The organism is Streptomyces sp. NPDC057682, assembly GCF_042799575.1.
Classification (GTDB): Bacteria; Actinomycetota; Actinomycetes; order Streptomycetales; family Streptomycetaceae; genus Streptomyces.
Map to the genome: position 1 here is coordinate 200,924 of NZ_JBHVIN010000005.1, position 25,664 is coordinate 226,587.

At 73.0% G+C, this 25,664-nt stretch carries 17 protein-coding genes; 13 read left to right on the forward strand and 4 right to left on the reverse strand.

Going from position 1 to position 25,664, the window contains the following annotated elements; translation table 11 throughout:
• Positions 1 to 48: 48 nt before the first annotated feature.
• Positions 49 to 1,245, forward strand: a complete 1,197-nt coding sequence (locus tag ACFVDM_RS10740) for an alpha/beta fold hydrolase (protein WP_383636006.1) — start codon at positions 49 to 51, stop codon at positions 1,243 to 1,245.
• Between the two features lie 3 nt (positions 1,246 to 1,248).
• Entirely contained in the window at positions 1,249 to 2,424 is a 1,176-nt protein-coding gene (locus tag ACFVDM_RS10745) for a 4-hydroxybenzoate 3-monooxygenase (protein WP_383636009.1), read from the forward strand.
• Between the two features lie 48 nt (positions 2,425 to 2,472).
• Here ACFVDM_RS10745 and ACFVDM_RS10750 read toward each other — a convergent pair whose 3' ends face one another.
• Positions 2,473 to 3,417 carry a TauD/TfdA dioxygenase family protein gene (locus ACFVDM_RS10750; protein ID WP_383636012.1) on the reverse strand — a complete coding sequence of 315 codons (945 nt, stop codon included), beginning with the start codon at positions 3,415 to 3,417 and terminating at the stop codon, positions 2,473 to 2,475.
• Positions 3,418 to 4,011: 594 nt separating this feature from the next.
• On the opposite strand from ACFVDM_RS10750, the gene ACFVDM_RS10755 reads away from it, so the two are divergent.
• From ACFVDM_RS10755 to ACFVDM_RS10785, 7 genes are all read left to right on the forward strand, one after another.
• The gene (locus tag ACFVDM_RS10755; protein ID WP_383636015.1) at positions 4,012 to 5,217 is read left to right on the forward strand and encodes an ROK family protein; all 1,206 of its coding nucleotides are present in this window, start codon (positions 4,012 to 4,014) and stop codon (positions 5,215 to 5,217) included.
• 89 nt (positions 5,218 to 5,306) lie between these two features.
• Entirely contained in the window at positions 5,307 to 5,387 is an 81-nt protein-coding gene (locus ACFVDM_RS10760) for a putative leader peptide (protein ID WP_383636766.1), read from the forward strand.
• 398 nt (positions 5,388 to 5,785) lie between these two features.
• Positions 5,786 to 7,378, forward strand: coding sequence for an ABC transporter substrate-binding protein (locus tag ACFVDM_RS10765; RefSeq protein ID WP_383636018.1), 1,593 nt, complete (start codon positions 5,786 to 5,788; stop codon positions 7,376 to 7,378).
• Between the two features lies 1 nt (position 7,379).
• Positions 7,380 to 8,324, forward strand: coding sequence for an ABC transporter permease (locus tag ACFVDM_RS10770; RefSeq protein WP_383636021.1), 945 nt, complete (start codon positions 7,380 to 7,382; stop codon positions 8,322 to 8,324).
• Positions 8,325 to 8,328: 4 nt separating this feature from the next.
• Positions 8,329 to 9,216: an ABC transporter permease gene (locus ACFVDM_RS10775; protein ID WP_383636025.1), complete on the forward strand. Its 888-nt coding sequence runs from the start codon at positions 8,329 to 8,331 to the stop codon at positions 9,214 to 9,216.
• On the forward strand, positions 9,213 to 11,072 hold the full coding sequence (locus ACFVDM_RS10780; protein WP_383636028.1) for a dipeptide ABC transporter ATP-binding protein: 1,860 nt from the start codon (positions 9,213 to 9,215) through the stop codon (positions 11,070 to 11,072). Before ACFVDM_RS10775 ends, ACFVDM_RS10780 begins: the two co-directional genes overlap by 4 nt.
• A gap of 114 nt (positions 11,073 to 11,186) precedes the next feature.
• Positions 11,187 to 12,848, forward strand: coding sequence for an MFS transporter (locus ACFVDM_RS10785; RefSeq protein WP_383636031.1), 1,662 nt, complete (start codon positions 11,187 to 11,189; stop codon positions 12,846 to 12,848).
• Positions 12,849 to 13,008: 160 nt separating this feature from the next.
• On the opposite strand, the gene ACFVDM_RS10790 is transcribed toward ACFVDM_RS10785, so the two are convergent.
• On the reverse strand, positions 13,009 to 15,300 hold the full coding sequence (locus tag ACFVDM_RS10790; protein ID WP_383636034.1) for a glycoside hydrolase family 3 N-terminal domain-containing protein: 2,292 nt from the start codon (positions 15,298 to 15,300) through the stop codon (positions 13,009 to 13,011).
• A gap of 146 nt (positions 15,301 to 15,446) precedes the next feature.
• Between ACFVDM_RS10790 and ACFVDM_RS10795 the strand changes: the two genes are divergently transcribed.
• Both ACFVDM_RS10795 and ACFVDM_RS10800 read left to right on the forward strand, forming a co-directional pair.
• Positions 15,447 to 16,046, forward strand: coding sequence for a TetR/AcrR family transcriptional regulator (locus ACFVDM_RS10795; protein ID WP_383636037.1), 600 nt, complete (start codon positions 15,447 to 15,449; stop codon positions 16,044 to 16,046).
• A 329-nt stretch (positions 16,047 to 16,375) separates the two neighbouring features.
• Positions 16,376 to 19,375 (forward strand): carbohydrate binding domain-containing protein, encoded by a 3,000-nt coding sequence (locus ACFVDM_RS10800; RefSeq protein ID WP_383636040.1) that lies wholly within the window; start codon positions 16,376 to 16,378, stop codon positions 19,373 to 19,375.
• A gap of 76 nt (positions 19,376 to 19,451) precedes the next feature.
• On the opposite strand, the gene ACFVDM_RS10805 is transcribed toward ACFVDM_RS10800, so the two are convergent.
• On the reverse strand, positions 19,452 to 20,336 hold the full coding sequence (locus ACFVDM_RS10805; RefSeq protein WP_383636043.1) for a carbohydrate kinase family protein: 885 nt from the start codon (positions 20,334 to 20,336) through the stop codon (positions 19,452 to 19,454).
• A gap of 227 nt (positions 20,337 to 20,563) precedes the next feature.
• Here ACFVDM_RS10805 and ACFVDM_RS10810 point away from each other — a divergent pair, with 227 nt between their 5' ends.
• Complete coding sequence (locus ACFVDM_RS10810; protein ID WP_383636046.1) at positions 20,564 to 21,022, forward strand: hypothetical protein; 459 nt, start codon at positions 20,564 to 20,566, stop codon at positions 21,020 to 21,022.
• A 29-nt stretch (positions 21,023 to 21,051) separates the two neighbouring features.
• Here the strand turns inward: ACFVDM_RS10810 and ACFVDM_RS10815 are convergent, their stop codons facing one another.
• Complete coding sequence (locus ACFVDM_RS10815) at positions 21,052 to 23,127, reverse strand: SpoIIE family protein phosphatase (protein ID WP_383636049.1); 2,076 nt, start codon at positions 23,125 to 23,127, stop codon at positions 21,052 to 21,054.
• A 282-nt stretch (positions 23,128 to 23,409) separates the two neighbouring features.
• Between ACFVDM_RS10815 and ACFVDM_RS10820 the strand changes: the two genes are divergently transcribed.
• A complete protein-coding gene (locus ACFVDM_RS10820; protein WP_383636052.1) occupies positions 23,410 to 25,578 on the forward strand; it encodes a discoidin domain-containing protein in 2,169 nt (722 codons plus the stop codon).
• Positions 25,579 to 25,664 lie beyond the last annotated feature (86 nt).

The following is a 25,664-nucleotide window of genomic DNA, read 5'->3' on the forward strand; positions in this document are numbered from 1 at the left end:
GCGCCCGCCCGGCACGCACACCCCACCCGACCACGTACGGAGGACCCCATGCCACCCACGGACCCGTCCGGCCTCCCCACCACCGGTCCGCTCCACCACCGCGAGGACGGCCCCCGCACCGCGCCCCCGCTCCTGCTCGGCCCCTCGCTCGGCACCTCCCTGTCCGTCTGGGACGCGCAGACCGGGGTCCTGGCCCGGAACCACCGTGTCGTGCGCTGGGACCTGCCGGGGCACGGGGGTTCGCCGGCCGCATTCGACGGTGGGGTGGCCGGACTCGCCGCGCGGGTGCTGCGCCTCGCGGACGCGCTCGGCATCGACACGTTCGCGTACGCGGGGATCTCCCTCGGCGGCGCCGTCGGCACCTGGCTCGCCGTCCACCACCCCGACCGGGTCAGTGCCCTCGCCCTGGTGTGCTCCTCGGCCCGGTTCGGCGATCCGCGCGCCTGGCTCGACCGGGCGGCACTCGTACGCGACCGGGGGACGGCGCCCGTGGCCGCCACGGCGGCGGGGCGCTGGTTCACCGCGGATTTCGCCGGCGCACCGGCCGCCCGCTCCCTGCTCGCCGGGCTCCACGACGTCGACCCCGGCGGATACGCCGCGCTGTGCGAGGCCCTCGCCACGTACGATCTGCGCGACGCCCTGGGCGGGATCACCGCGCCCACCCTCGTCGTCGCGGGACGCGAGGACCCGGCCACCCCGGTGGCCGACGCCCGCGCGCTCGCCGACCAAATCCCCGGGGCCGCCCTCCTCGAACTTCCGGGCGCCGCCCATCTCGCCAACGTCGAACGGCCCGCCGCCGTCGCCGCAGCGCTCAGCGGCCACTTCGCCGCCGCACCGGCCCGCCCCGCCGACGACGCGTCCCGGCACGCCGCCGGAACGGCCCGTCGCCGCACGGTCCTCGGGGACGCCCACGTCGACCGGGCCGCCGACCGCACGACCCCGTTCACCGCAGACTTCCAGGACTTCATCACCCGCTACGCCTGGGGCGAGATCTGGACCCGGCCCGGCCTCGACCACCGCACCCGGCGCTGCCTCACCCTCACCGCCCTCATCGCCCTCGGCCACCACGAGGAACGGGACCTGCATCTGCGCGCCGCCCTGGAGAGCGGCGACCTCGGCCCCGAGGAGGTCCGTGAGGTGCTGCTCCAGGCGGCCGTCTACTGCGGGGTCCCGGCGGCCAACGCCGCGTTCGCCGCGGCCGACCGCATCCTCACCGAACTCGCCCTGCCCGCAGAGGAGAAGTAGCCCGTGCACACCACCGTGGGAATCGTCGGGGCCGGACCGGCCGGACTGCTGCTGGCCCGGCTGCTGCACCGCGCGGGCATCGACTGCGTGGTCCTGGAGAGCCGCGACCGCGCGTACGTCGAGCGGCGCCAGCGCGCCGGCATCCTGGAACAGCCGACCGTCGACGCGCTCCGCGAGGCCGGGGCCGCCCAGGGCCTCGACGCGCGGGGACTGGTCCACGACGGGATCGAGCTGCGCTGGGACCGCCGGTCCCACCGGATCGACTTCCCCTCCCTGACCGGAGGCCGCAGGGTCTGGGTCTACGCGCAGACGGAGGTCGTCAAGGACCTCGTCGCCCTCCAGCTCGACGACGGCCCGCCGCTGGTCTTCGAGGCGACCGTCACCTCCGTGGAGGGGGCCGACACCGACCGGCCGGTCGTCCGCTACACGCACCGCGGCCGGGAGGAACGGCTCGACTGCGCCTATGTGGTGGGCTGCGACGGCTTCCACGGGGTGACCCGGGCCGCCATCCCCGAATCGGCCCGGCGGACCTACGACCGGGTGTACCCGTACTCCTGGCTCGGCATCATGGCCGATGTGCCGCCCTCCTGCGACGAGCTGATCTACGCCCACTCGCCGCGCGGATTCGCCCTGCACAGCATGCGCTCGCCCGAGGTCAGCAGGCTCTACCTCCAGGTGCCGGGCGGCACCGACCCGGCCGACTGGTCCGACACCCGGATCTGGGACGAGCTCGACGCCCGCTTCGCCGTCGACGGCGACTGGGAGCTGCGGCGGGGCCCCATCACCGCCAAGTCCGTGCTCCCGATGCGCAGTTCCGTCACCGAACCCATGCGTTACGGGCGCGTTCTGCTGGCCGGCGACGCCGCCCACATCGTCCCGCCGACCGGGGCCAAGGGCCTCAATCTGGCGGTGGCCGACGTCGTCGTCCTCGCCCGCGCCCTGGAACGGCTCCACACGACCGGCTCCGCCGATCTGCTGGACGCGTACTCCGCCACCTGTCTGCGGCGGGTGTGGCGGGCCGAGCACTTCTCGTCCTTCATGACCACGACCCTGCACACCGCGCCCGACCGGAGCGGCTTCGACACCCGGCTCCAGCACGCACAGCTCGACCGGATCGCGGACTCGCCGCACGCCGCCGCCGAACTCGCGCAGAACTACGCGGGTCTGCCGCTGCCGTGACCCCGCGGGCGGACGGCACCGGGCCGCCCGCCCGCGACCACCCCGGGACTACGACGCGGCCGCGGCCGTCGACGCGCCGGAGGGGATGCCGAAGGACGGGTCGGGCACGGTCTCCGGGCTGAGGAGCGTGGAGGTCCGGCCGTCCGTACCGACGGGGACGTCGCCGTCGATGGTGACGCGCCGCAGCTTGCGCTCGTGCGTGTCGGAGTCGTCGACGCCGTAGTGCTGGGTGGCCCGGTTGTCCCAGATGGCCACGTCGCCCACCTGCCAGTCCCAGCGCACGGTGTTCTCCGGGCGCTCGATGTGCGACTGGAACAAATCGACGAGCGCCCGGGAGTCCCGTCCGTTCAGCCCGGCGATCCGCTGGACGAAGTTGCCGAGCAGCAGGACCCGCTCACCCGTCTCCGGGTGGACGCGGACCACCGGGTGCTCGGTGAGGAACTTCGTGGAGGTGAACACCTCCCGGTACTGGGCCAGCGCCTCCGGCAGGGCGTCGGGACGCACCGCGACGTAGTCGTAGTCGTTGGAGTGGACCGCGCGCAGCCCGTCGGCCAGGGTACGCAGCCCCGCCGGCAGCTCCGCGTACGCGGCGGCCGTGTTGGACCACAGGGTGTTGCCGCCGTACGGCGGGATGACGACGGCCCGCAGGATGGAGAAGGCCGGGTACGCGGGCACGAACGTCACATCGGTGTGCCACTGGTTGGCCCGGCCGCCGTGGTCCGAGTCGATGCCGAGCGAGTAGCGGCCGTCGGCCGACGGGACGGTCGGGTGGGCGACCGGGGTGCCGAGCAGCCGGCCGAACGCCTCGTGGCTCTCCTCGTCCAGATGGTCCTGGCGCCGGAAGAAGACGACCTTGTGGGCCAGGAGTTCGGCCCGGATCGCGGCGACGGTCTCGGGCGCGAGGTCGCCCCCCAGGCGTACCCCGGAGATGACGGCGCCGATCCGGCCGCCGAGCTTCTGGACGGTGACGGTGGCGGGTGCGGTGGTGGTCATGACGGGTGGATCCCTTCGGAGAGGACGTTCCCCGCCCCGCTCCGGCACGGGGCCGGTGGGCGGGGGAGTCGATTGATTTCGGAGCGGAAGAAAAAGCGGCCGGATGCCGCCCGGTACCGGACGTGGAGCCGTCACCAGGGCGGTGGTACGGGAGGACGCGCCGTCCCGGAACGGAACGGCCCGTGGCCTGGCGTGCGTCGGCGGGAGCCGCGAGGACGCGGTGCGGAACCGGTCAGGCGGCGGGACAGCGGCCCGGACACACGGGACGCGGTGCGGGGCGGCCGGCGCGGACCGGCCGCGCATCGGTGGAGGCCGTCGCGAACATGTTCCGGAGACTCGCAGCGCGGTCCGGCGTGCGTCAAGCGCCCCCGGCCGCCCCCGAACGCCTCGCGGAGTGGTTCAATCGGCGCCTGTGCGGGGCCCGTCGGCCCGCCGGAAGCACACCGGGAGAACGCCGCTGAACTGCGCTTTCCCCGGTCGGCCGGGGACGGCGCACCTCCGGCCCCGCAGACGGCTCCGGGGCCCGGCACGAATTCACGCCCCCGCAATGTAGCGACCGCCCCCCCCGGGGGTCGCGGAACCGGAGGAAGGCCCATGACCGCAGCCCCGTACGTCTTCCGGGCGGCCGGTGACGGCAGGCGCGAGGCCAACGCGGCCACCGTGCTGCGCACCGTCCTCGACCACGGACCGGTGGCCCGCCGCACGATCGCGGACCTCTCCGGACTCAGCCCGGCCGCGGTCTCCCGCCAGTGCACCGACCTCGTGGAGCGGGGCCTGCTACGGGAGTTGGCCGGGCGGGACGCCGTCACGAAGGTGGGCCGCCCGCAGATCCCCGTCGATCTGCACACCGGCGAGAGCACGGGCCCGGTGGTGGGCGGTGTCCACATCGGCGTCCCCTCCTCGACGTTCGGCCTGGTCGACCTGCGCGGCCGACTCCTTGCCCGGCGCACCCTGCCCGACGACGGCACGGACCCCGGCGCCCGCGCCCACCGGATCGCCCGGGGGCTGCGCTCCTTCCTCGCCGACGCGGCCCCGGGCCGGCGGCTGCTCGGGGTGGGAGCGGCGCTCGGCGGCTGGGTCGACCCCGGCACCGGAACGGCCGTGCGGCACGACGCCCTCGGCTGGCGGCAGCGGCCACTCGCCGTCGAACTCGGCCGCGACCTGGGCGGATTCCGGGTCCGCGTCGACAACCACGCACGCGCCGTCGCCCAGTCCGAGATCCTGTTCGGCCGGCCCGCGGCCCGCCGCAGCCTCGTCCATCTCTTCGTCGGCAACGTGGTCGACGCGGCGTTCGGCATCGCGGGCGTGGTCCACCAGGGGCCGGGATCGCGCGCCGGCGACGTGGCGCATCTGCCGGTGCCCGACTCGACCGCGGGCTGCCCGTGCGGGCGGTCCGGCTGTCTGGAGGCCACCGCATCCAACACCGCCCTGGCCCGGACCGCCGTGCGGCGCGGGATCGTGCCCGACGCCGACGCGTTCCTGGTGGTGGACGCCGCGGCGGCGGGGGACCGGCGCGCCGACCGGCTGCTGCGCGAACGGGCCCGCGCGGTCGGCCGGGCCCTCGCGCTGCTCCTCGACGTCCTGAATCCGGACGTCGTCGTGGTCACCGAGCACGCCAGCCTGGTGCACCCCGACTACCTGGAGGAGATCCGCGGCGCCGCCGTGGACCTGTCCCATGTCTGCCGCGACCCCGAGCGCATCGTCAGTCCGCATGCCGGGACGGCGGTGCTCCCCGTCGCCGCCGCCACGGTCGTCCTGAATCCGCTGTTCAGAAGCCCTCTGGCGGCCGACGGGGGCTGACCGCGCCGCGCCGGACGGACCGTCACCGCCGTCCAGGATCCGGACGGGGCCGGTTGACCGTCCGGCGGAGCCGCTGTCATATTGCTCCCGTGAACCCGGACAAGCGCCTCGTCTCCCGCAGGCATGTCGACCTCTGTCGACAGGCCAGCGCGGTCTGTGCCGTCCGCTGACCGGCCCGGTCCCGTGCGCCCGGCTCCTTCCGGGCGGCCCCCGCTGTCCTGACGCCCCCCGGGGCTGATTCCCGGGCGGGCCCGTGCCCGGATTCCACCCGCCCGGAGCGGACGACCGCCGGCACGACCCGCGCGTCCTCCCGTCCCGGCACGTTCCGGCGCCGAACCCCGCCCGCGCTCCTTCCGCCCGCGCTCCTTGCTTCCTCCGTACGTGCGCGACACGCCGTCACGCGCCCCTGAACGGCGCCCGTTTCCTCGCCTCGGCAGCGGGGCCCCTCCTTTCTTCCGCAGCGGAACGAACGCGGGCGGGCGGGTGGCGCGCGGCCTCACGCGCCCCGCCCGTTCCCTCCTACCGTCCCTCTCCTTCCACCGTCCCTCTCCGTCACAGGCAGGCTTCGATGACCGAGCTCAATTCCCCGACCCCGCCCGGCCCCTCCCGGCGCACGACCCTGCGCGCCGCCTCGGGCGGCGCCCTGCTTCTCGGAACGGCGCTCGCGGGCTGCCGCTCGGCGGTGTCGGACGCCTCCTCCCGTGCCCGGGACGACGATGGCCGGCCCCGCCGCGGCGGGGTGCTCGACATCGCGGTGAACAGCGACTTCACCCCCGCACTGCTCTTCTCCCAGAGCGCGCAGTCCCTCCAGCACCGGCTGGTCTTCAACACCCTGACCCGGTACGACGACCGGCTCGTTCCGCAACCGGAGCTGGCCCGCTCCTGGGCGTACGCGAAGGACGGCCGCTCCCTCACCCTGGAGCTGCGCGACGACGTGACCTTCCACAACGGGCGCGCGTTCACCGCGGACGACGTGATCTTCGCGGTGAAGAACCTTCAGAAACCCGTACGGGCCGCGCAGTTGAGAGCGACGGCCGCCGTCGTCACCGGATTCGAGAAGCGCGGCCCGCACACGCTCGTCCTGGAACTAGCGCATCCGGTGAACAACCTCTTCGACCTCTTCGAGTTCATGATCATCACGGACCCGGAGTCGGTCGAGGACGCCGTGGCCGGCCGGCGGCTCATCGGGACCGGCCCGTTCACCCTGAAGAAGTGGAGCCCGGGATCCGGCCTCAGCCTGGGCCGGAACCCCGCCTACTGGCGGCCCGGCCGCCCCTACCTCGACGGTGTCGAACTCCGCGTCGTCCCCCAGGCCGACGCCCTCGTCTCCTCCCTGCGCTCCGGTCAGTCGCAGCTCTCCTTCAACGTGCCCGGCAAGAGCCTCGCCACGGTCCGCGATGCTCCCGGCCTCACCATCACGGACTACGCGACCGGCGGTGGAGCCGTCTACCTCGGCGTCAACACCACCGTCGCCCCGCTGAACGACCGCACCGTGCGCCAGGCGCTCGCCTGGGCCGTCGACCGCGACCGGCTCCTCGCCCAGTCCCTCGGCGGCTACGGCCTCGCCTCCGCCGCCCCCTGGCCCCGGTCCTCACCCGCCTTCACCGAGGCGCACCGCACCCACTACACCCACGACCCGGCCAAGGCCCGCGCGCTGCTGCGGTCCGCCGGCCACAAGGGTCTCGCCTTCCCCCTGCTCCACCTGGCCCTGCCCGCCGAGACGGCCGTCGCCGAATCGATCCAGTACGACCTGAAACAGGTCGGCGTCCGCGTCACCCTCCGGCCCACCGACCCCGCCACCGCGCAGAAGAAGCTCATCTCCCAGGACATGCCGGCCCTGTGGACCCTCGGCCACAGCTTCGCCCAGGTGCAGCCCTCCACCCTCGCCGTGAGCGCCTATCCGTTCAACGAGGCCAGGAACACCTCCCGTTACCGCTCCGCCCGCTACACCGAACTGGTCCGCGAGGCCTGGACCGAGCCCCCTGCGGACCGGGCCGCCGCCCACGCCCAGTACGACAGGATCTCCACGCTCCTGCTCGACGAGGCCTTCCTCATCGACCTCGTCGTCCGCGGGCAGATCCAGGTCTCCTCCGACCGGCTGCACGGGGTGAGGCTGAACAAGTTCTCCTATCTCGACCTCGACGACGCGTACCTGGCCTGACATGCGCACCTATCTGATCCGACGGGTGCCGTCCGCCCTCCTCGTCCTGCTCCTCGCCTCCTTCCTCGTCTTCACCGTGCTGCGGCTCGTCCCCGGCGACCCGGCCACCACCCTGGCCGGCCCCGACGCCGACGCGGCCACCGTCGCCGCGATCCGGGACCGGCTCGGCCTCGACGCCCCGCTGCTCTCCCAGTACCTCCACTGGCTCGGCTCGCTGCTCACCGGCGACCTCGGCCCCTCGTACGCCATCGGCGGACAGACCGCCGACCTGATCCGCGACGGGCTCGGCGCCACCACCGAACTCACCCTGGCCGCCCTGCTCCTCGTCGTCGCCCTCGGCACCGCCTTCGGGGTGCTCGGGGCCACCTCCCGCAGCCGGTGGATCACCGGGACCGTCCGGGCCGCCACCACGGCCGCGCTCGCCGTGCCGCCCTTCGTCAGCGGGGTCCTGCTGGTCCTGCTGTTCGCCGTGGTGCTGCGGGTGCTGCCGCCGGGCGGACGCGTCGCCTTCCTCACGGCACCGGACCTCTCCGTCCAGTACCTGCTGCTGCCCGCGCTCTGCCTCGCCCTGCCGAGCGCCGCCGTCCTCGGCCGCGCCCTCCAGGACGGCATCGAACGCGGACGGGCCGAGGACCACATCCGCACCGCGCGGGCCGCCGGGATCGCGCCGCGCCGGCTGCTGTGGCGCCACACCCTGCCGAACGCGCTGCCCCCGGTCGTCACCCTGCTCGGCATGCAGACCGGGCACCTCCTCGGCGGCGCCGTCCTCGTCGAGGCGATCTTCGCCTGGCCCGGCCTCGGCCAACTCGCCGAACAGGGCCTCCAGCGCCGTGACTACCCGGTCGTCCAGGACCTGCTGCTGCTCCTGGTCGCCGTCTTCGTGCTCGTCCAACTGCTCACCGACCTCGTCCATGCCTGGCTCGACCCCCGGATCAGGTGGGAGTAACGCCATGACCTCCACGACCGCCCCCACCGGACGCCCCGCGTCCCCGGACCCCCGCCCGGTCACCGGCCGGGGCCGCACCCACCACCCGTACCGCAGGGCGTTGTCCACCGCGCGCGCCCGCACCGGTCTCGTCCTCGTCGGCGCGGTGGTCCTCGCCGGACTGCTGGCCCCGCTCCTCACCGGCCACGGCCCCACCGACCAGAGCGGCCGGAGCCTCGCGGGGATCGCCGCACCCGGGCATCCGCTCGGCACCGACGACCTGGGCCGGGACCTGCTCAGCCGCGTCCTGTTCGGCATCCGCGCCGACCTGGGGATCATCGCGCTCGCCGTGCCGCTCGGCGCCGCCCTCGGCTGCCTCTTCGCCCTCGCGGCCGCCGCGCACCCGGCCGTCGACACCGCCGTCCAACGGGTCTTCGACCTGCTCCTCGCCTTCCCCGGACTGATCCTCGCCCTCGCCGTCACCGCGATCCTCGGCCCCGGGCGCACCCCCGTGATCCTGGTCATCGCCCTGGCGGAAATCCCTGTGTTCGGCCGGCTGCTGCGGACCGGGATCCTCGCCCAGCGCGAGCGGGAGTACGTCACCGCCGCCCGCGTCGGGGGCACGTCGGCCCGCCGGGTGCTCGTCCGGCACATCCTGCCCAACGCCGTCGACCCGCTCGTCGTCCAGATCGCAGTCTCGCTGACCGTCGCCGTCTTCATCGAGGGCGCCATGAGCTTCCTCGGCGTCGGCGTGCGCCCGCCGGAACCCACCCTGGGATCCGTGCTCGGCCAGTCCATGCCCTATCTCGCCCAGGCACCCCACTTCGCCGCCGGACCCCTGATCACCGTGACCGCACTCGTCCTCGGCCTCTCGCTCGTCGCCGAGGCGCTCAACCGGGAGATACGCCGATGACCGCGCACCCCCTGCTCCGGGTCCACGACCTCGGTGTCGACTTCACCGCCCCGGACGGCTCCGCGCTGCACGCCGTACGCGGGGTCTCCTTCACCCTGGAACGGGGCGAGACCCTGGCCGTCGTCGGCGAGTCCGGGTCCGGGAAGTCCACCACCGCCCTCGCCCTCAACCGGATGCTCCCCGGCACCGGCCGCATCACCACCGGCACCGTTCACCTGGACGGCCAGGACCTCACCGCCGCCACCGAACGGGAACTGCGCACCGTGCGCGGCGCCCGTATCGGCATGGTCTTCCAGGACCCCATGACCGCCCTGAACCCCGTCCTGACCGCCGGGGCCCACATCGAGGAGGTGCTGCGCGCCCACGGCCACCACGACCGGGCCGCACGCCGCGCCCACGCCGTCGACCTGCTGGGCAGGGTCGGCATCCCCGAACCCCGCCGGCGCGCCGCCGACCATCCGCACCGGTTCTCCGGCGGACAGCGCCAGCGCATCCTCATCGCCATGGCCCTCGCCGGGGAGCCCGACGTCCTGCTCGCCGACGAACCCACCACCGCGCTCGACGCCACCGTCCAGGACCGGATCCTCACCCTGCTCGGCGACCTCAACCGGGAGACCGGCACCGCGCTCGTCCTCATCACGCACAACATGGGCGTCGTCGCCCGCTCCTGCGCCCGCGTCCTCGTCATGTACGGCGGCACGGTCGTCGAGGACGGCCCCACCGCGCAGGTCCTCACCCGCCCCCGCCACCCGTACACCGCCGGACTCCTCGCCGCGGTGCCCCGGCTCTCCACCCCGTCCGGGACCCGGCTCACCGGCATTGCGGGCAGCCCGCCCGACCTCGTCCTCCTCGGACCCGGCTGCGCCTTCGCGGACCGCTGCACCCTCGTCGAGGACCGCTGCCGTACGGCGGCGCCCCCGCTCGCCCCGGCCGGCGACGGGGTGCGCGTCGCCTGCCCGCCCGCCGCCCGACGCGCCGAACCCCTGCCCGCCCCGGCCACGCCCGTGCCACTGCGGCGGCCCGCGCCCGGCGCCGTCGTCCTGGAGGCCGAGGGGTTGCGCAAGACGTACCGGGGACGCGGCATCGGCAGATCCCCCGCCCCCGCGCTCGACGGCGTGTCCCTCACGCTCGCGGCGGGGGAGACCCTGGGCATCGTGGGCGAGTCCGGCTCCGGCAAGTCCACCCTCGCCCGGATCCTCGCCCACGCCCACCGCGCGGACGCCGGCACGCTCCGGCTGCGCGGCGAGGACATCACCCGGCCCTCGCGACGCACCCTGCACACCGTGCGCCGCCAGGTCCAGATGGTGTTCCAGGACCCGTACGCCTCGCTCAACCCCCGGATGACCGTCGGCGAGATCGTGGCGGAGCCCCTGATCGCCTTCGGCCTCGGCGACCGCGCGGCACGGGCCGCCCGCGTCGCGGACCTGCTGCGCCGGGCCGGACTCGACCCCGAGGCCGCCGGCCGCCATCCGCGCGCCTTCTCCGGTGGCCAGCGCCAGCGCGTCGGCATCGCCCGCGCCCTGGCCCCCGAACCCTCGGTCCTCGTCTGCGACGAACCCGTCTCCGCCCTCGACGTCTCCGTCCAGGCCCAGATCGTCGGTCTGCTCACCGATCTCCAGCGCGATCTGGGCCTCGCCCTGGTTTTCATCGCCCACGACCTGGCCGTCGTCCGCCAGGTCAGCCACCGCATCGCGGTCATGCACAAGGGCCGGATCGTGGAGACGGGCCCCGCCGACGAGATCTGCGACCACCCCCGGGACCCGTACACCCGGACCCTGCTGGCGGCGGCCCCGGACCCCGTACCGGTGCCCCACCGCGAGCGCGCGGCGGACCGCAGGACAGGGGTTCCGGCCTGACGGCGGGGCACGGCCCGGCCCGGCGTCGCCCGAATGGCGGGTGGCCCCGGGCCGGGCTAACGTCGGGGGAGTGAACGGTCGCGTTCACCGACGGCCCGAGTGCCACACAGTCCCATGACGGGTTCCCACGCCACATCCCCGCACGCTGCCCGGCCCCCGAAGACGGGGCACGGCAGCGGGATCGCGCTACTCGTCATCTGCTCGTGCCAGTTGATGGTGGTCCTCGACATCACCATCGTGAACATCGCCCTTCCCCACATCCAGACCGCCCTGGGCTTCTCCACGGAGAACCTGTCCTGGGTGGTCAACGCGTACACGCTGACCTTCGGCGGACTGCTGCTGCTGGGCGGCCGGCTGGGCGACATCCTGGGGCGGCGCCGGGTCTTCATGTTCGGCGTCTCGCTCTTCGTGCTCGCCTCGCTGCTCGGCGGACTCTCCCAGGAGTCCTGGCAACTGCTCGCCGCCCGCTCCCTCCAGGGCGTCGGCGGTGCCATCGCCTCGCCCACGGCCCTGTCGCTGATCACCACGACCTTCCGCGAAGGCCCCGAACGCAACAGGGCGTTCGGGGTGTTCGCCGCCGTGTCGGCGGGCGGCAGCGCCATCGGGCTGCTGGCGGGCGGGGTGCTGGTGGAATGGCTCGACTGGCGGTGGATCTTCTTCGTCAACGTGCCCATCGGCATCCTCATCGTCCTCGCCACACGCCGCTACATCCAGGAGTCGGAACGCCACCCCGGACACTTCGACCTGCTCGGCGCCCTCACGGCCACCGTCGGCATGGTCGCGCTGGTCTACGGGTTCATCCGCGCCTCCGAGGAGGGGTGGAGCGACACCCTCACCCTCGTCGCCTTCGCGGCGGCCGTGGTCCTGCTCGTCTCGTTCGTCGTGATCGAGAGCCGGTCCCGGCAGCCGATCACCCCGCTGTGGATGTTCCGCGACCGCAACCGCGCCGGTACGTACGGCATGATGCTCAGCCTGGCCGCCGCGATGTTCGGGATGTTCTTCTTCCTCACCCTGTTCGTGCAGAACATCCTCGGCTTCAGCCCGCTGCGCACCGGGCTCGCCTTCCTGCCCGTCAGCGTCGTCGTCGCGATCGGCGCCGGCTTCACGTCCCGGCTGCTGCCGAAACTGGGCCCGAAACCCTTCATGGTGACCGGGGCGGTCCTCGCCGCGGCGGGACTGGCGTGGCTGACGCAGACGGATGTGCACAGTACGTATGTGGGCAGCCTGCTCGGACCGGTCCTGGTCTTCGGCCTCGGCATGGGCCTCCAGTTCGTGTCGCTGACGCTGATGGCCGTCTCCGGGGTGCAGCCCAAGGAGGCGGGCGCGGCCTCCGGCATCCTCAACACCACCCAGCAGGTCGGCGGCTCGCTCGGCCTGTCCATCCTGGTCACCGTCTTCGGCACGGCCAGCCGCAACGAGGCCCACGACCAGGTCCCGAAGTTCCTCGCCCAGGCGAACCCCGCCGAGATCGCGCAGTTCCGCCGAACCGGGCAGCTGCCGCCCCCGTGGGGCGAGCAGGTCCTCGCCGCCGGGGTCTCCCGCGCCTTCGTCGCCGCCGCGCTCTTCGCCCTGGCCGCCGCGCTCATCGCCCTGCTCGTCATCCAGGTGCGCCCCTCCGACCTGGCCCGGCTGCGCGGCGGGGCGGCGGTGCCGGGCGCGGACACGTCCGTCGAGATCCCGGCGTCCGGAACGACCGGAACCTCCGGCACCGCCGGGGACGACCCCGGCACGGGGAGGCCGGGCTCCGGCGGGGGAGAGCGGGACGGGCCCGGCTGACGACAGGGCCCGGGGCCCCAACGGCCGCCGGCCCCGCCCGTTGGCGCGCCGGACGGGCCCGGAGCAGGCGGCGGGGCGCGGAGCGCCCCGCCACATGCCGCCCGGAACCGGCCGGAACCGCCCGGGCCCCGGTGCGGAACAGGGCCCGGCCGCCCGGGGTTCAGCCCTTGACGGTGAACCCGGCCCGCAGCAGCGCCGCGTCGCGCGACGAGGGTCCGACGAGCAGTTCGAACGCGCCGGGCTCCACGATCCGCCGGCCCCCGGCATCCACCAGGGTGCACGCGGAGACCGGCAGTTCGAGGTCGACGACCCGTGACTCGCCCGGCTCCAGCGCCACCTGGCGGTAGGCCTTGAGCTCCTTCTCGGCCCAGGTCACGGAGGTGACCGTGTCGCTGACGTACATCTGCACCGTCTCCAGCGCCGGACGCCCGCCCGTGTTGGCGACCGTGACGCGGGCCCGCAGGGTGTCGCCCGCGCCCACCACCCCGGTCAGCACCTCCAGATCCGTGTACGTCACCGTGGTGTAGCTCAGGCCCTCACCGAAGACGAACGCCGGGCTCTGCGTCAGATCGGCGTAGCGGGTGCCGTGCTGACCGCGCACCTGGTTGTAGTACGTCGGCTGCTGGCCGGCGTGCCGGGCGAAGGAGATCGGCAGCCGCCCGGTCGGCTCCACGAGCCCGAGCGCGAGTTCGGCGATCGCGCGACCGCCGAGCATGCCGGGGTTGAACGCGTGCACGATCGCCGCGGCGCGGTACGCGGACGGCGGCAGCACCAGCGGCTTGGAGCTGATGACCACGACCACCAGCGGGGTGCCCGTCTCCACCAGCGCGTCCAGCAGCGCGACCTGACCGCCGATCAGCTCCAGGGTCGCAGTCGAGCGGCCCTCGCCGATCAGCTCGATGCGGTCGCCCACCACCGCGACGGCGTAGTCCGCCGCCCCGGCCGCCGCCACGGCCTCGGCGATCATCGCCGCGTCGGGCTCCGCCGGGACGACGATCTCCGGACGGGGCTGCCCGTCGGGGAAGAACGCGCCCTCCGGGTCCGGGCCCACGGTCAGGATGTCGGCGCCCCGGGCGTGCGTCACGGTCCAGCCGTCCGGCACCTGCTCGCGGAAGCCGTCCAGCACCGTGCGGATCATCCCGCGCGGCTGGCCCTCGGGCAGCCAGTCCGCCTGGCCGGACGAGCCCGCCCAGTCGCCGAGCTGCGTCTGCGCGTCGTCGGCGTTCGGCCCGATGACGGCGACCGTACGGGGAGCGCTCCCGCCGTCCGCGAGAGCACGCCCGTCCGGACCGGCGGTGAGCCCGCCGGCCAGCGGCAGCGTGCCGTCGTTCGTCAGCAGGACCAGGGATCGGCGCGCCGCCTCCAGGTTCAGCGCGGCGTGCTCGCCGCTGCCGATGACCGCCGCCTGCCGCTCCCGGTCGGGGCGGCGCGGATTCTCGAACAGGCCCAGTTCGAACTTGAGCGTGAGGATGCGCCGGACCGCGGCATCGACGTCCGCCTCGTCGAGCGTCCCGCCGGCGACGGCCTCCTGCGCGCCCTCGAAGAAGCCGGGCGTCGTCATCACCATGTCGTTGCCCGCCCGGACCGCCGCGGCGGCGGCCTGCGCGTGGTCGGCGTACACATGCTGCTCCCACACCATGCGGCCGACGTTGTCCCAGTCCGTCACCAGCGTGCCGGTGTAGCCCCACTCGCCGCGCAGCACCTCGTTGAGCAGCCAGTCGTTGACCGTGACCGGGACGCCGTCCATCGACTGGTAGCCGAGCATGAAGGTGCGGCAGCCCTCGCGGGCGACCCGCTCGAAGGGCGGCAGGAACCAGGAGCGCAGCTTGCGCCGAGAGATGTCCGCCTCGCTGGCGTCCCGGCCGCCCTGGGTCTCCGAGTACCCGGCGAAGTGCTTGGCGCAGGCCAGGATCGCGGTCGGATCGTCGAGACCGTCGCCCTGGTAGCCGCGCACCATCGCCGAGGCCAGCTCGCCGATCAGGAACGCGTCCTCGCCGAAGGTCTCGCTGACCCGGCCCCAGCGCAGGTCCCGGGTGATGCACAGCACCGGCGAGAAGGTCCAGTGGACACCGGTGGCCGCGACCTCGACGGCCGTCGCCCGCGCGATGCGCTCCACAAGCTCCGGATCCCAGCTCGCCGCCATGCCCAGCTGCGTCGGGTAGATGGTGGCCCCCTCCCAGAAGGAGTGGCCGTGGATGCAGTCCTCGGCGACCAGCAGCGGGATCCGCAGGCGGGTCCGCTCGGTGAGGGCGGCCGCCTCCAGGACCCGCTCGGGGGAGGCGTGGAGGATCGATCCCGCGTGCATGTCCTCGATGAGGTGCCGCACCCCGTCCTTCGCGTTCAGCTGGAGCATCTGACCGACCTTCTCGGGCAGAGTCATCCGGCCGACGAGGTCGGCGACGCGCTCCGGCACGGACAGCGCGGGGTCGAGATACGGCAGGGAGGAGCCCACAGGAGTTCCTTTCACAGGTCGGCGGGACGGCACGGCGCGGCGTCGGCCGCGGGCCCTACCGTACGCTGAATCCCGACCGAGTGGTAAGTATGTGAGGATGCGGCTGTACGCAGGTTGCCGTCCGACACGACCGGGGAGGCTGGCGAGTGACGGGTGAGGCGCGTCGCGGCTATGCGAAGGGCCGCGCCAAGCGGGTGGAGATTCTTGACCAGGCCATGACCTTGTTCGGCGAGTCCGGGTACCGGGGCACCTCGCTGCGGGTCATCGCGAACCGCTGCGGGATCTCCCACCCCGGGCTGCTGCACCACTTCCCCACGAAGGGCTCCCTGCTCCTCGCCGTGCTCGAACACCGCGACGAGGTCGACGAGAAGTGGCTCGCCGACGGGGAACCCCGGGGCGTGGACCGGCTGCGCCGGATGATCGGCCTCGCCGCCCTCAACTCCGAACGCCGCGGCATCGTCGAGCTGTACTCCGTCCTCGCCGCCGAGGCGACCTCCGCCGACCACCCCGCCCACACCTATTTCGTCGAGCGCTACCGCAACTCCGTCCTGACCACCGGCACGTCCTACACGGAGGCCCGCGACGAGGGCGCCCTGCGGGAGGACATCGACCCCGGCGAGGCCGGACAGCAGCTGATCGCCCTCATGGACGGCCTCCAGACCCAGTGGCTCCTCAGCGACGGGGCGACCGACATGGCGGGGGTGCTGCGCGCCCATGTGCAGGCGCAGTTGACGGTACGGCTGTGAGGTTCCCCGGGCGGGGCGGCGGCCCGGCGGCGGGAATCCGCCGACCGCGCGTTCGCCCGGCCGGCCGGGCGAGGAGCCGGAGCTGTTGATTCCGCTTGAGGAGGCGGCGGCGGAGGGCTCCGCACCTCTTTACGGCCTTGTCATGTGCCGGTAACTTCCCTGCTGCAAGAGATTGCAGCAACATTCCGGTTGGTCTTCCAGTCGGAATGGCCCCCTTCGCACGGACCTTGAGGCGCGTCAGGGTTTCCGGCGGGAGGCGCGGTTCCCCGATTCCCGCGCCCCGGACGCCACGGCTCAGCCGTATCCGTGGCCCTGCCCTGGAGACACCGATGAGACGCACCCCTCACAGGCTGCCGAGACGCCCCCTGGCGGCAGCCACGGCCGCGGCGGCGGTACTCGCCCTGTTCACCGCCCTGCCCGAACCGGCCGAACTCGACGCGAAGCCCGTCGCCGCCACCGAGAACTCCGCGACCGTCTTCTACTACACGAAGACCCGCAACTGGTCCGCGTACAACCTGCATTACGCCCCCGACGGCGGCTCCTGGACCACGGTCCCCGGTGCCGCGATGGGGGCCGCCTGCACCGACTGGGTGAAGCTGACCGTGCCGCTGGGCGCCGCCGAAGGGCTCCAGGCGACCTTCAACAACGGCTCGGGCGTCTGGGACAACAACAACGGCAAGAACTACGCGCTGGGCACCGGCACCCTCACCGTCAAGGACGGCGTCGTGGCCCACAGCGACCCGTGCGCGGACGGCACCGGGCCCGACCCGAGCCCCAGCCCCTCCGAAGGCGGCAACACCGCCTCGGTGTACTACTCGACGGCCACCACCGGCTGGACCACCACGAACCTCCACTACCAGCCGGCCGGCGGCTCCTGGACCGCCGTGCCCGGCGTCGGCATGGAGCCAGCCTGCACGGGCTGGGTCAGGAAGACCGTCGACCTCGGCGCCGCCACCTCCATGAAGGCCGCCTTCAACAACGGCAACGGCGTCTGGGACAACAACAACGGCGGCGACTACACCATCCCCGCCGGTCGGAGCACGGTGAAGGACCGTACGGTCGTCAAGGACGCCGCCGACCCCTGCGTCGCCGAGCCGCCGGACACCGAGGCGCCCACCGCACCCACCGCCGTGAGCGCCAAGGCCGACGGCGTCGCGGTCGTGCTGACCTGGGAACCCTCCACGGACAACAAGAAGGTGACCGGATACCAGGTCACCCGGACCGGCGGGACGAAGGGCAGCGTCGTCACCGACGTCACCTCCACCGTGCTCTCCGAGTCGAACCTGGAGGAGAACACCGCCTATACCTACACCGTCAAGGCGGTCGACGCGGCCGGCAACACCTCCGCCGCCTCCGCCCCCGCCTCGGCGACCACGGGGGAGAAGCCCCCGGCCGCGGCCCAGGGCAAGCCGCTCGGGGGCGACCCGCGCAAGGACCCGATCTACTTCGTCCTGACGGCCCGCTTCAACGACGGCGACCCCGCCAACAACCGCGGCGGCAGCCAGGACGTGAAGTCCGGCAACGCGGCCAACAACGACCCCATGTTCCGCGGTGACTTCAAGGGGCTCGTCAAGAAGCTCGACTACGTCAAGGCGCTCGGCTTCTCGGCCATCTGGATCACCCCGGTCGTCCTCAACCGCTCCGACTACGACTACCACGGCTACCACGGATACGACTTCTACAAGGTCGATCCCCGCCTGGAGTCCGCCGGGGCCTCGTACCAGGACCTCATCAACGCCGCCCACGCCAAGGGCATCAAGATCTACCAGGACGTCGTCTACAACCACTCCTCGCGCTGGGGCGCCAAGGGCCTCTACACCCCGACCGTCTACGGCGTCCGCGACGCGCAGTGGAGCTGGTACTACGACGAGAAGAACGAGGGCTTCGAGTACGACGGACTGACCGTCGACCCCAAGACCGGCAAGTCCTACTACAACGGCGACCTGTGGTCCACGGCCGAACCCGCCGGGAACACCTGCCTCAACTGGGGCAAGCCGACCGGCGGCAAGTCCGCCGAGGGCTACACCATCTACAACTGCCAGTGGCCCAACCCCACCTCGGGCATGTTCCCCAAGGCCTACTACCACACCTGCTGGCTCGGCAACTGGGAGGGCGAGGACTCCCGTTCCTGCTGGCTCCACGAGGACCTGGCCGACTTCAACACCGAGTCCGCGCCCGTCCAGAACTACCTGATCGGCGCCTACAACAAGTACATCGACATGGGCGTCGACGGCTTCCGCGTCGACACGGCCGTGCACATCCCGCGCACCACCTGGAACCGCCGCTTCCTGCCCGCCATCCAGGAGCGCGTGACCCAGCAGTTCGGCGCCGACGCGGCCAGGAACTTCCTCGTCTTCGGTGAGGTCGGCGCCTTCGTCAACGACAAGTGGAACCGCGGCTCGGTCAACCACTCCGCGCAGTTCTTCACCTGGAAGGAACGCAAGGAGTACGACGCCGACGACGCCAAGGCCGCCCTCCAGATGTACGACTACGAGGAGCAGCTCGGGACCGGCGCCCAGCCCACGTCCACCAACGCCTTCCTCGACGGGAACGCCTACCACACCCCCGACCACAGCCAGTTCTCCGGCATGAACATCATCGACATGCGCATGCACATGAACTTCGGCGACGCCACGAACGCGTACAACAACGGCAAGGACTCCGACGACTCCACCAACGACGCCACCTACAACGTCGTCTACGTCGACAGCCACGACTACGGCCCCAACAAGAGCAGCGAACGCTACGCGGGCGGCACCGACGCCTGGGCCGAGAACATGTCCCTGATGTGGACCTTCCGCGGCATCCCGACCCTCTACTACGGATCGGAGATCGAGTTCCAGGCCGGCAAGAAGATCGACTGCGGCCCCACCTGCCCGCTGGCCACCACCGGCCGCGCCTACTACGGCGACCACCTGGCGGGCGACGTCACGGCCTCCGACTTCTCCGAGGTCGGCTCCGCCACCGGAGAGGTCGCCACGACCCTGGCCAAGCCCCTGGTCAAGCACGTCCAGCGGCTCAACGAGATCCGCCGGGCCGTCCCCGCCCTCCAGATGGGCCAGTACTCCACCGAGGGCATCACCGGCCAGATGGCGTTCAAGCGCCGCTACACCAGCGGGACGACCGACAGCTTCGCGCTCGTCACCGTCACCGGAGGCGCCTCGTACACCGGCATCCCCAACGGCACCTACAAGGACGCGGTCACCGGTGACACCCAGGTCGTCACCGACGGAAAACTGACCGTCGCCGCCCCCGGCAAGGGCAACCTGCGCGTCTACGTGCTGAACGGTCCCGGGAAGATCGGGACGGCGGGCCCCTACCTCAAGTAACCGCCCCCCACGGCCGAGCGCCCCGGCGGACCGGATCTCTCCGGCCCGCCGGGGCGCTCGCGCGCGACCGGAGCGGTTACGCCCCGGCCTCCGCCGCCAGCAGCGCCTCCCGGCCGATCATCGCGGTGGACCCGGGCGCCGTGCACGCGAAGGCTCCCGCCACCGCGCCCAGCCGCGCCGACCCCAGGGCGTCCCGGCCGTTCAGCCGCCCGTACAGGAAACCGGTGACGAAGGCGTCACCCGCTCCGTTGCTGTCCACCACCGGCGCCGGCGGCGCCGTCGCCGACACGTGCACCGGATCGGGTCCGCCGTCCCGGGTGAGGACGTAGGAGCCCTCCGCGCCCGCCGTGGCCACGACCGTGGAGGCCCGGCCCCCGGCCAGGATCTCCCGCATCACCGTCGGTGTGCGCGTGCCCGTCGCCGCCGCACTGAAGAACACCAGGTCCGAGCGGAGCGCGAACTCCCGCTGGTGCTCGGCCCGTCCGTCCCAGTCGTGCAGATCCGTGGAGACCGGGATCCCCAGCGCCTCGATGTCGTCGTACAGGAACCGCGTGAAGTGCATGATCGACAGATGGACGTGACGGGCCCGCCGCAGCCGGGGGAGATAGAACTCCCGGGGCATCCGCAGATCCTCCGGGTCACGGGCGTCGTAGAACGACATCCGCCGCCCCGTCGCGTCCACCAGATTCACCGCACGCCGGGTCCCGGCCGCCGAGATCAGCGGATGGAACTCCACCCCGCCCCCGGCCAGCCGCTCCCGCACCTGCGCCCCGGTCCAGTCGTCGCCGATGCAGTCGAGCAGAGCCGTCCCCAGCCCCAGCGCGCGGGCACCGAGCGCCACATTTCCGCCGGTGTGGCCGGGCCACTCCTCGATCGGGCCGACCATCACCGAATCGGCGAGCGGGACCGGCAGGGCGTCGACGCGGACGATCGTGTCCACCCCGCTGCCGCCGACCACCAAGACGTCGTATTCCTTTTGTTGTTGGACCACCGTGCCGCCTCTCCGTACCCGCCACCGCCAGTATCGCCGACGGGCGGCACGGTGATCACGCGCGGCCCGGGAAGGGCCCTCCGGCGGGGGAACCACCCCGCGCGGCCCCCGCACCGGCCGCGCTCCTCGCGCGCCCCCGGGCCCCGCTGACTATGCTCGCGACCGGGGGCCGACGACCGGAACCAGGGAGGCACCCCATGCCGTTGCCCGAAGCCCGCGACATCCCGCCGCGCATCGCCACCGGGGCGTTCATCGTCAACTCCGGCCTCGGCAAGCTCAAGGCCGACGCGGAAACCGCCCAGGGACTCCACGGAATGGCCTGCACGGCCTACCCGTTCCTGGAGAAGATCGAGGCGGAACGCTTCACCCGGCTGCTCGCCTGGTCCGAGATCGCTGTCGGCGGCAGCCTGCTCCTGCCGTTCGTGCCGACCCGGCTCGCCGGCCTCGCCCTGACCGGGTTCTCCGGCGGTCTGCTCGGGCTGTACCTGCGGGTTCCCGGAATGCGCGAGAAGGGCAGCCTGCGCCCCACCCAGGCGGGTACCGCACTGGCCAAGGACTCCTGGATGTTCGGCATCGGTCTCGGCTTCCTCGGCGCGGGCTCGCGCCGGCCGGCGGCCCGTCACTGCCACCGGCACCGCGGCTGCCGGCACCACTGACGCCGCACCGGTGCCCCGGCCGGGGCACCTCACTCCCGTACGCGCGCCATCAGCAGCGCCACGTCGTCGGAGCCCACCGGATCGCGCAGGGCCGCCAGCAGACGGTCGCAGGAGACCTCCAGCGAGGGATCGGGGTGGCCCAGCAGATCCAGCAGCGTCGCCAGCCGGCTGTCGATGTCGTCGTCGCGGGTCTCGACGAGACCGTCCGTGTACAGCACCAGCCGGTCACCCGGGCCCAGCGCCACCGTCACATCGCTGAACTCCACCCCGCCCACGCCCAGCGGTGCCCCGGCCGGCAGCGTCAGCAGCCGCGGCGGGGCACCGCGAGGGATCAGCACCGGTGGGAGATGCCCGGCCGTGCCCAGCCGGCAGACGTGCGTCCCCGGGTCGTACACGGCGTAGACACAGGTGGCGAAGCCCGGGTCCAGGTCCGCCGTGATCTCGTCCAGATGACCCAGCACCTCCGCGGGCGGCAGGCTCAGCCGGGACAGCGTCTGCGTGGCGGTGCGCAGCCGGCCCATCGTGGTCGCGGCGTGGATCCCGCTGCCCATCACATCTCCCACCACCAGGGCCGTCCGGTCGTCCCGCAGCCCGATGACGTCGAACCAGTCCCCGCCCACCTCGTACCGCGAGGCGGCGGGCTGGTAGCGGGAGGCGACCTCCATGCCGACCGGATCGTGATGGTGCCGCGGCAGCATGCTGCGCTGGAGGGTCAGCGCGGTCTCCTGCTGCCTGCGGTACAGACGCGCGTTGTCGATGCCGATGGCCGCCCGCGCCGCCAGTTCCGTGGCCAGCACCTCGTCGTCCTCGGTGAACGGCAGCGGATTGTCCGTCCGGAGGAAGTCGATCACGCCCAGCACCTCACCCCGGGCGATCAGCGGAACGGCCAGGTAGGAGTGCGCGCCCGCCTCCGCGAGGACCCGGGCCGAGTGCTCGTCGGAGGCGATCCGGGAGAGCAGCGCGGCGTCGAGGCGCGGCTCCCGCACGGGCCGCCCGGTGCGGACGCACCGGGTGGCGAGCCGGTCCTCGGCGTAGCGGACGGTGACGCCGAGCGCGTCCGCCGCGTGCACGGCCGGGGTGGGGCGGGCGGAGAGCACGGCCAGCGGGCGGACGAAGAGGGGGCCGTCCGGCTCCCCGGGGCGGCCCCGCAGCACGCGCTCCAGGACGTCGACCGCGGCGAGGTCGGCGAGAACGGGGACGGTGACCTGCGCCAGTTCCCTGGCCGTGCGCTCCAGCTCCAGCGTCGTCCCGATGCGCACCGAGGCGTCGGCGATCAGCGCCAGCCTGCGCCGGGCCCGTTCGGCCTCGGCGGCGGCCCGGTTGCGGTCGGTCACGTCGATCACCGAGACGGCCACGCCGAGCACCCGCCCGCCGGAGTCCTCCAGCCGGTACAACGACACCGACCAGGCCCGTTCGGTTTCCGGATCGGCCACGGTCCGGCCCGTCACCTCGCGGGCGACCTGCGGCACCCCCGTCGTCAGGACCTGCCGGAGCGCGGACTCCACGGCTTCGGGATCCAGGAACGGCAGGGTCTCCTCCACCCGGCGGCCCAGCAGCGCGGTCGCGTCGAGCCCGCTCATCCGCTCCAGCGCCGGATTGGCGGCCAGACACCGCAGATCGCGGCCGAGGACGGCCAAGCCGATCGGCGACTGCTCGACCAGCCGGACGAAGAGCGCGAGATCGCGCTCGATCTGCTGGAGGGTGTCCCCGTCGGCGGCCAGCCCGAGCGCGTAGTAGCCGCCGCGGTCGTTCTGCAGCCGCATGTTGCGGAACTCCAGCAGCCGCGAGGAGCCGTCCTTGTGCCGGACGGGGAAGACCCCCGCCCACACCTCGCCGCTGTTCATCACCTGCGAGAACAGCGTCAGCACCAGCTCGAAGTGGGACTCGTCCACCAGGATCCGGGCGGCGTAGCGGCCCAGTGCCTCCTTCGCCGTGTAGCCGAACAACTGCTCCGCGCGCGGGCTCCAGAGCACGATGCGGCCCTGCGGGTCCAGGGCCAGTGCCGCCACCCCGAGCACATCCATCAGACCGTCGTCGGGGGAGCGGCGCAGGCCCTCGCGGCGCGCCGTGCCCCAGCCCGTCCGGATGTCCTCTGTGCCGCCCACGGCCCGATCCTTCCCATCCGCCGCCCCGCCGCCCGGACACACGTCCGCCGCCCTCCATGGTCGCCCCGAAGTCGTCCGGTCCGCAGCTCCGGGGGAGCCGGTCCGGGCTGTTTCGCACCGCCGGGCGGCGTGCTCCGTCCGGTATGCGGGGCTCCCGGGGCCGGCGGGAACCGGAACCGTCACGATCGTTGACAGGTGAACGGGTACCCGTCACTCTCCTGGGAGAGCGCTCTCCCATCCGGTTCGGGACACCGGTCCCCCACTCCTCTGCCAGGAGAGAATGTGCACAGAGCCAGCGCAGTGCTGCCCGCGCGACCACGTCCGGGCACGCTGCTCATCACCCTTCTCGCCCTTCTGGCGTCGTCGCTCGTGATGCTGACGTCACCCCCCGCCCGCGCCGCCGAGACCCTGCTCTCCCAGGGCAGGCCCGCCACCGACTCGTCCCACGAGGGCGCCGGACTCACCGCAGCGGCCGCGGTGGACGGCGACCCCGGCACCCGCTGGGCCAGCGAGTGGAGCGATCCGCAGTGGATCCAGGTGGATCTGGGCGCCACCGCCGACCTCGGCCGGGTGGTGCTGAACTGGGAGTCGGCCTACGGCAAGGCGTACGAGATCCAGGCCTCCGACAACGGCTCCGACTGGCGCACCCTGAAGACCGTCACCGACGGCGACGGCGGAACCGACGATCTGGCCGTCACCGGCTCCGGCCGGTACGTCCGGATGTACGGCACCGCCCGCCCCGGCGGATACGGCTACTCCCTCTGGGAGTTCCAGGTGTACGGCACCTCCGGCTCCACGCCCCCGGCGACCGGCGGAGCCGTCCGCGTCACCGGTTCGCAGGGCAACTGGCAGCTGACCGTCGACGGAAAGCGGTACCAGGTCAAGGGGTTGACCTGGGGCCCGTCCGTCAACGACGCGGCGCGCTATCTGCCCGATCTGAGGTCGATGGGCGTCAACACCATCCGTACCTGGGGCACCGACGGCACCTCCAAGCCGCTGCTCGACGCGGCGGCGGCCAACGGCATCCGGGTGGTCAGCGGCTTCTGGCTCCAGCCGGGCGGCGGGCCGGGCAGCGGCGGCTGCGTCGACTACGTGACGGACGCGGCGTACAAGTCCTCCTCGCTCACCGAGTTCGCCAAGTGGGTCGAGACGTACAAGAGCCACCCCGGCGTGTTGATGTGGAACGTCGGCAACGAGTCGGTGCTCGGACTGCAGAACTGCTACAGCGGCGACGCGCTGGAGAAGCAGCGCGACGCGTACACCACCTTCGTCAACGACGTGGCGAAGCGGATCCACAGCATCGACCCCGACCACCCCGTCACCTCGACCGACGCCTGGACGGGCGCCTGGCCGTACTACAAGCGCAACGCCCCCGACCTCGACCTCTACTCCGTCAACTCCTACGGCGACATCTGCGCGGTGCGCGGCACCTGGGAGGCCGGCGGCTACACCAAGCCGTATCTGATCACCGAGGGCGGGCCCGCCGGTGAGTGGGAGGTCCCCGACGACGCCAACGGGGTCCCGGACGAGCCCACCGACGTACAGAAGGCCGAGGGGTACACCAAGGCCTGGGACTGCGTCACGGCCCACCGGGGCGTCGCGCTCGGCGCCACCCTCTTCCACTACGGCACCGAGCACGACTTCGGCGGCGTCTGGTTCAACCTCGTGCCGGACGGGAAGAAGCGGCTCTCCTACTACGCGCTGAAGAAGGCGTACAGCGGCTCCACCGCCGGGGACAACACCCCGCCGGTCATCACCGGCATGACCGTCCAGAACGCCGGAGGCACCCCCGCAGGAAGGGAGTTCACCGTCGGTGCGGACATCCGCGATCCCGACAACGACGCGCTGACGTACAAGATCTATCTCAGCGGCAACTACGCCACCGGCGACAAGGGCCTCGTGGAGGCCGCCTGGCGGTCCACGGGCAACGGCACGTTCGCGGTGACCGCGCCCGAGCGGCTCGGGGTGTGGAAGGTCTACATCCAGGCCGAGGACGGCCACGGCAACGCGGGCATCGAGACCAAGTCCGTCAAGGTCGTGGTCCCGCCCGTCACGGGCACCGACCTGGCGCAGGGCCGTCCCACCACCGCCGGCTCCGAACAGGCCGGCAGCAGCGGCTGCCCCTGCACCGCGGCGATGGCCACCGACGGCCGGCTCGACACCCGCTGGGCGAGCGACTGGAGCGACCCGCAGTGGATCCAGGTCGACCTCGGTGAGCGGAAGTCCTTCCGCCACATCCAGCTCGTCTGGGACCCGGCCTACGCCAAGGCGTACGAGGTGCTGGTCTCCGACGACGGTGCCAACTGGCGCTCGGTGTACACCACGACGAGCGGCAACGGCGACGCCGACGACCTCGACATCGCACAGACCGCCCGCTACGTGAAGCTCAACCTCACGCAGCGCGGCACCGCCTGGGGCTACTCCCTCTGGCAGTTCGGGATCTACAGCTGAACGACCGCGCCGGCGGGGCCCTTTCCCCGCCGGCGCCGTCCGGCGCGTGTCGGTGGCCCGACCCGGAGCCGCAAGCGGCCAGGGTG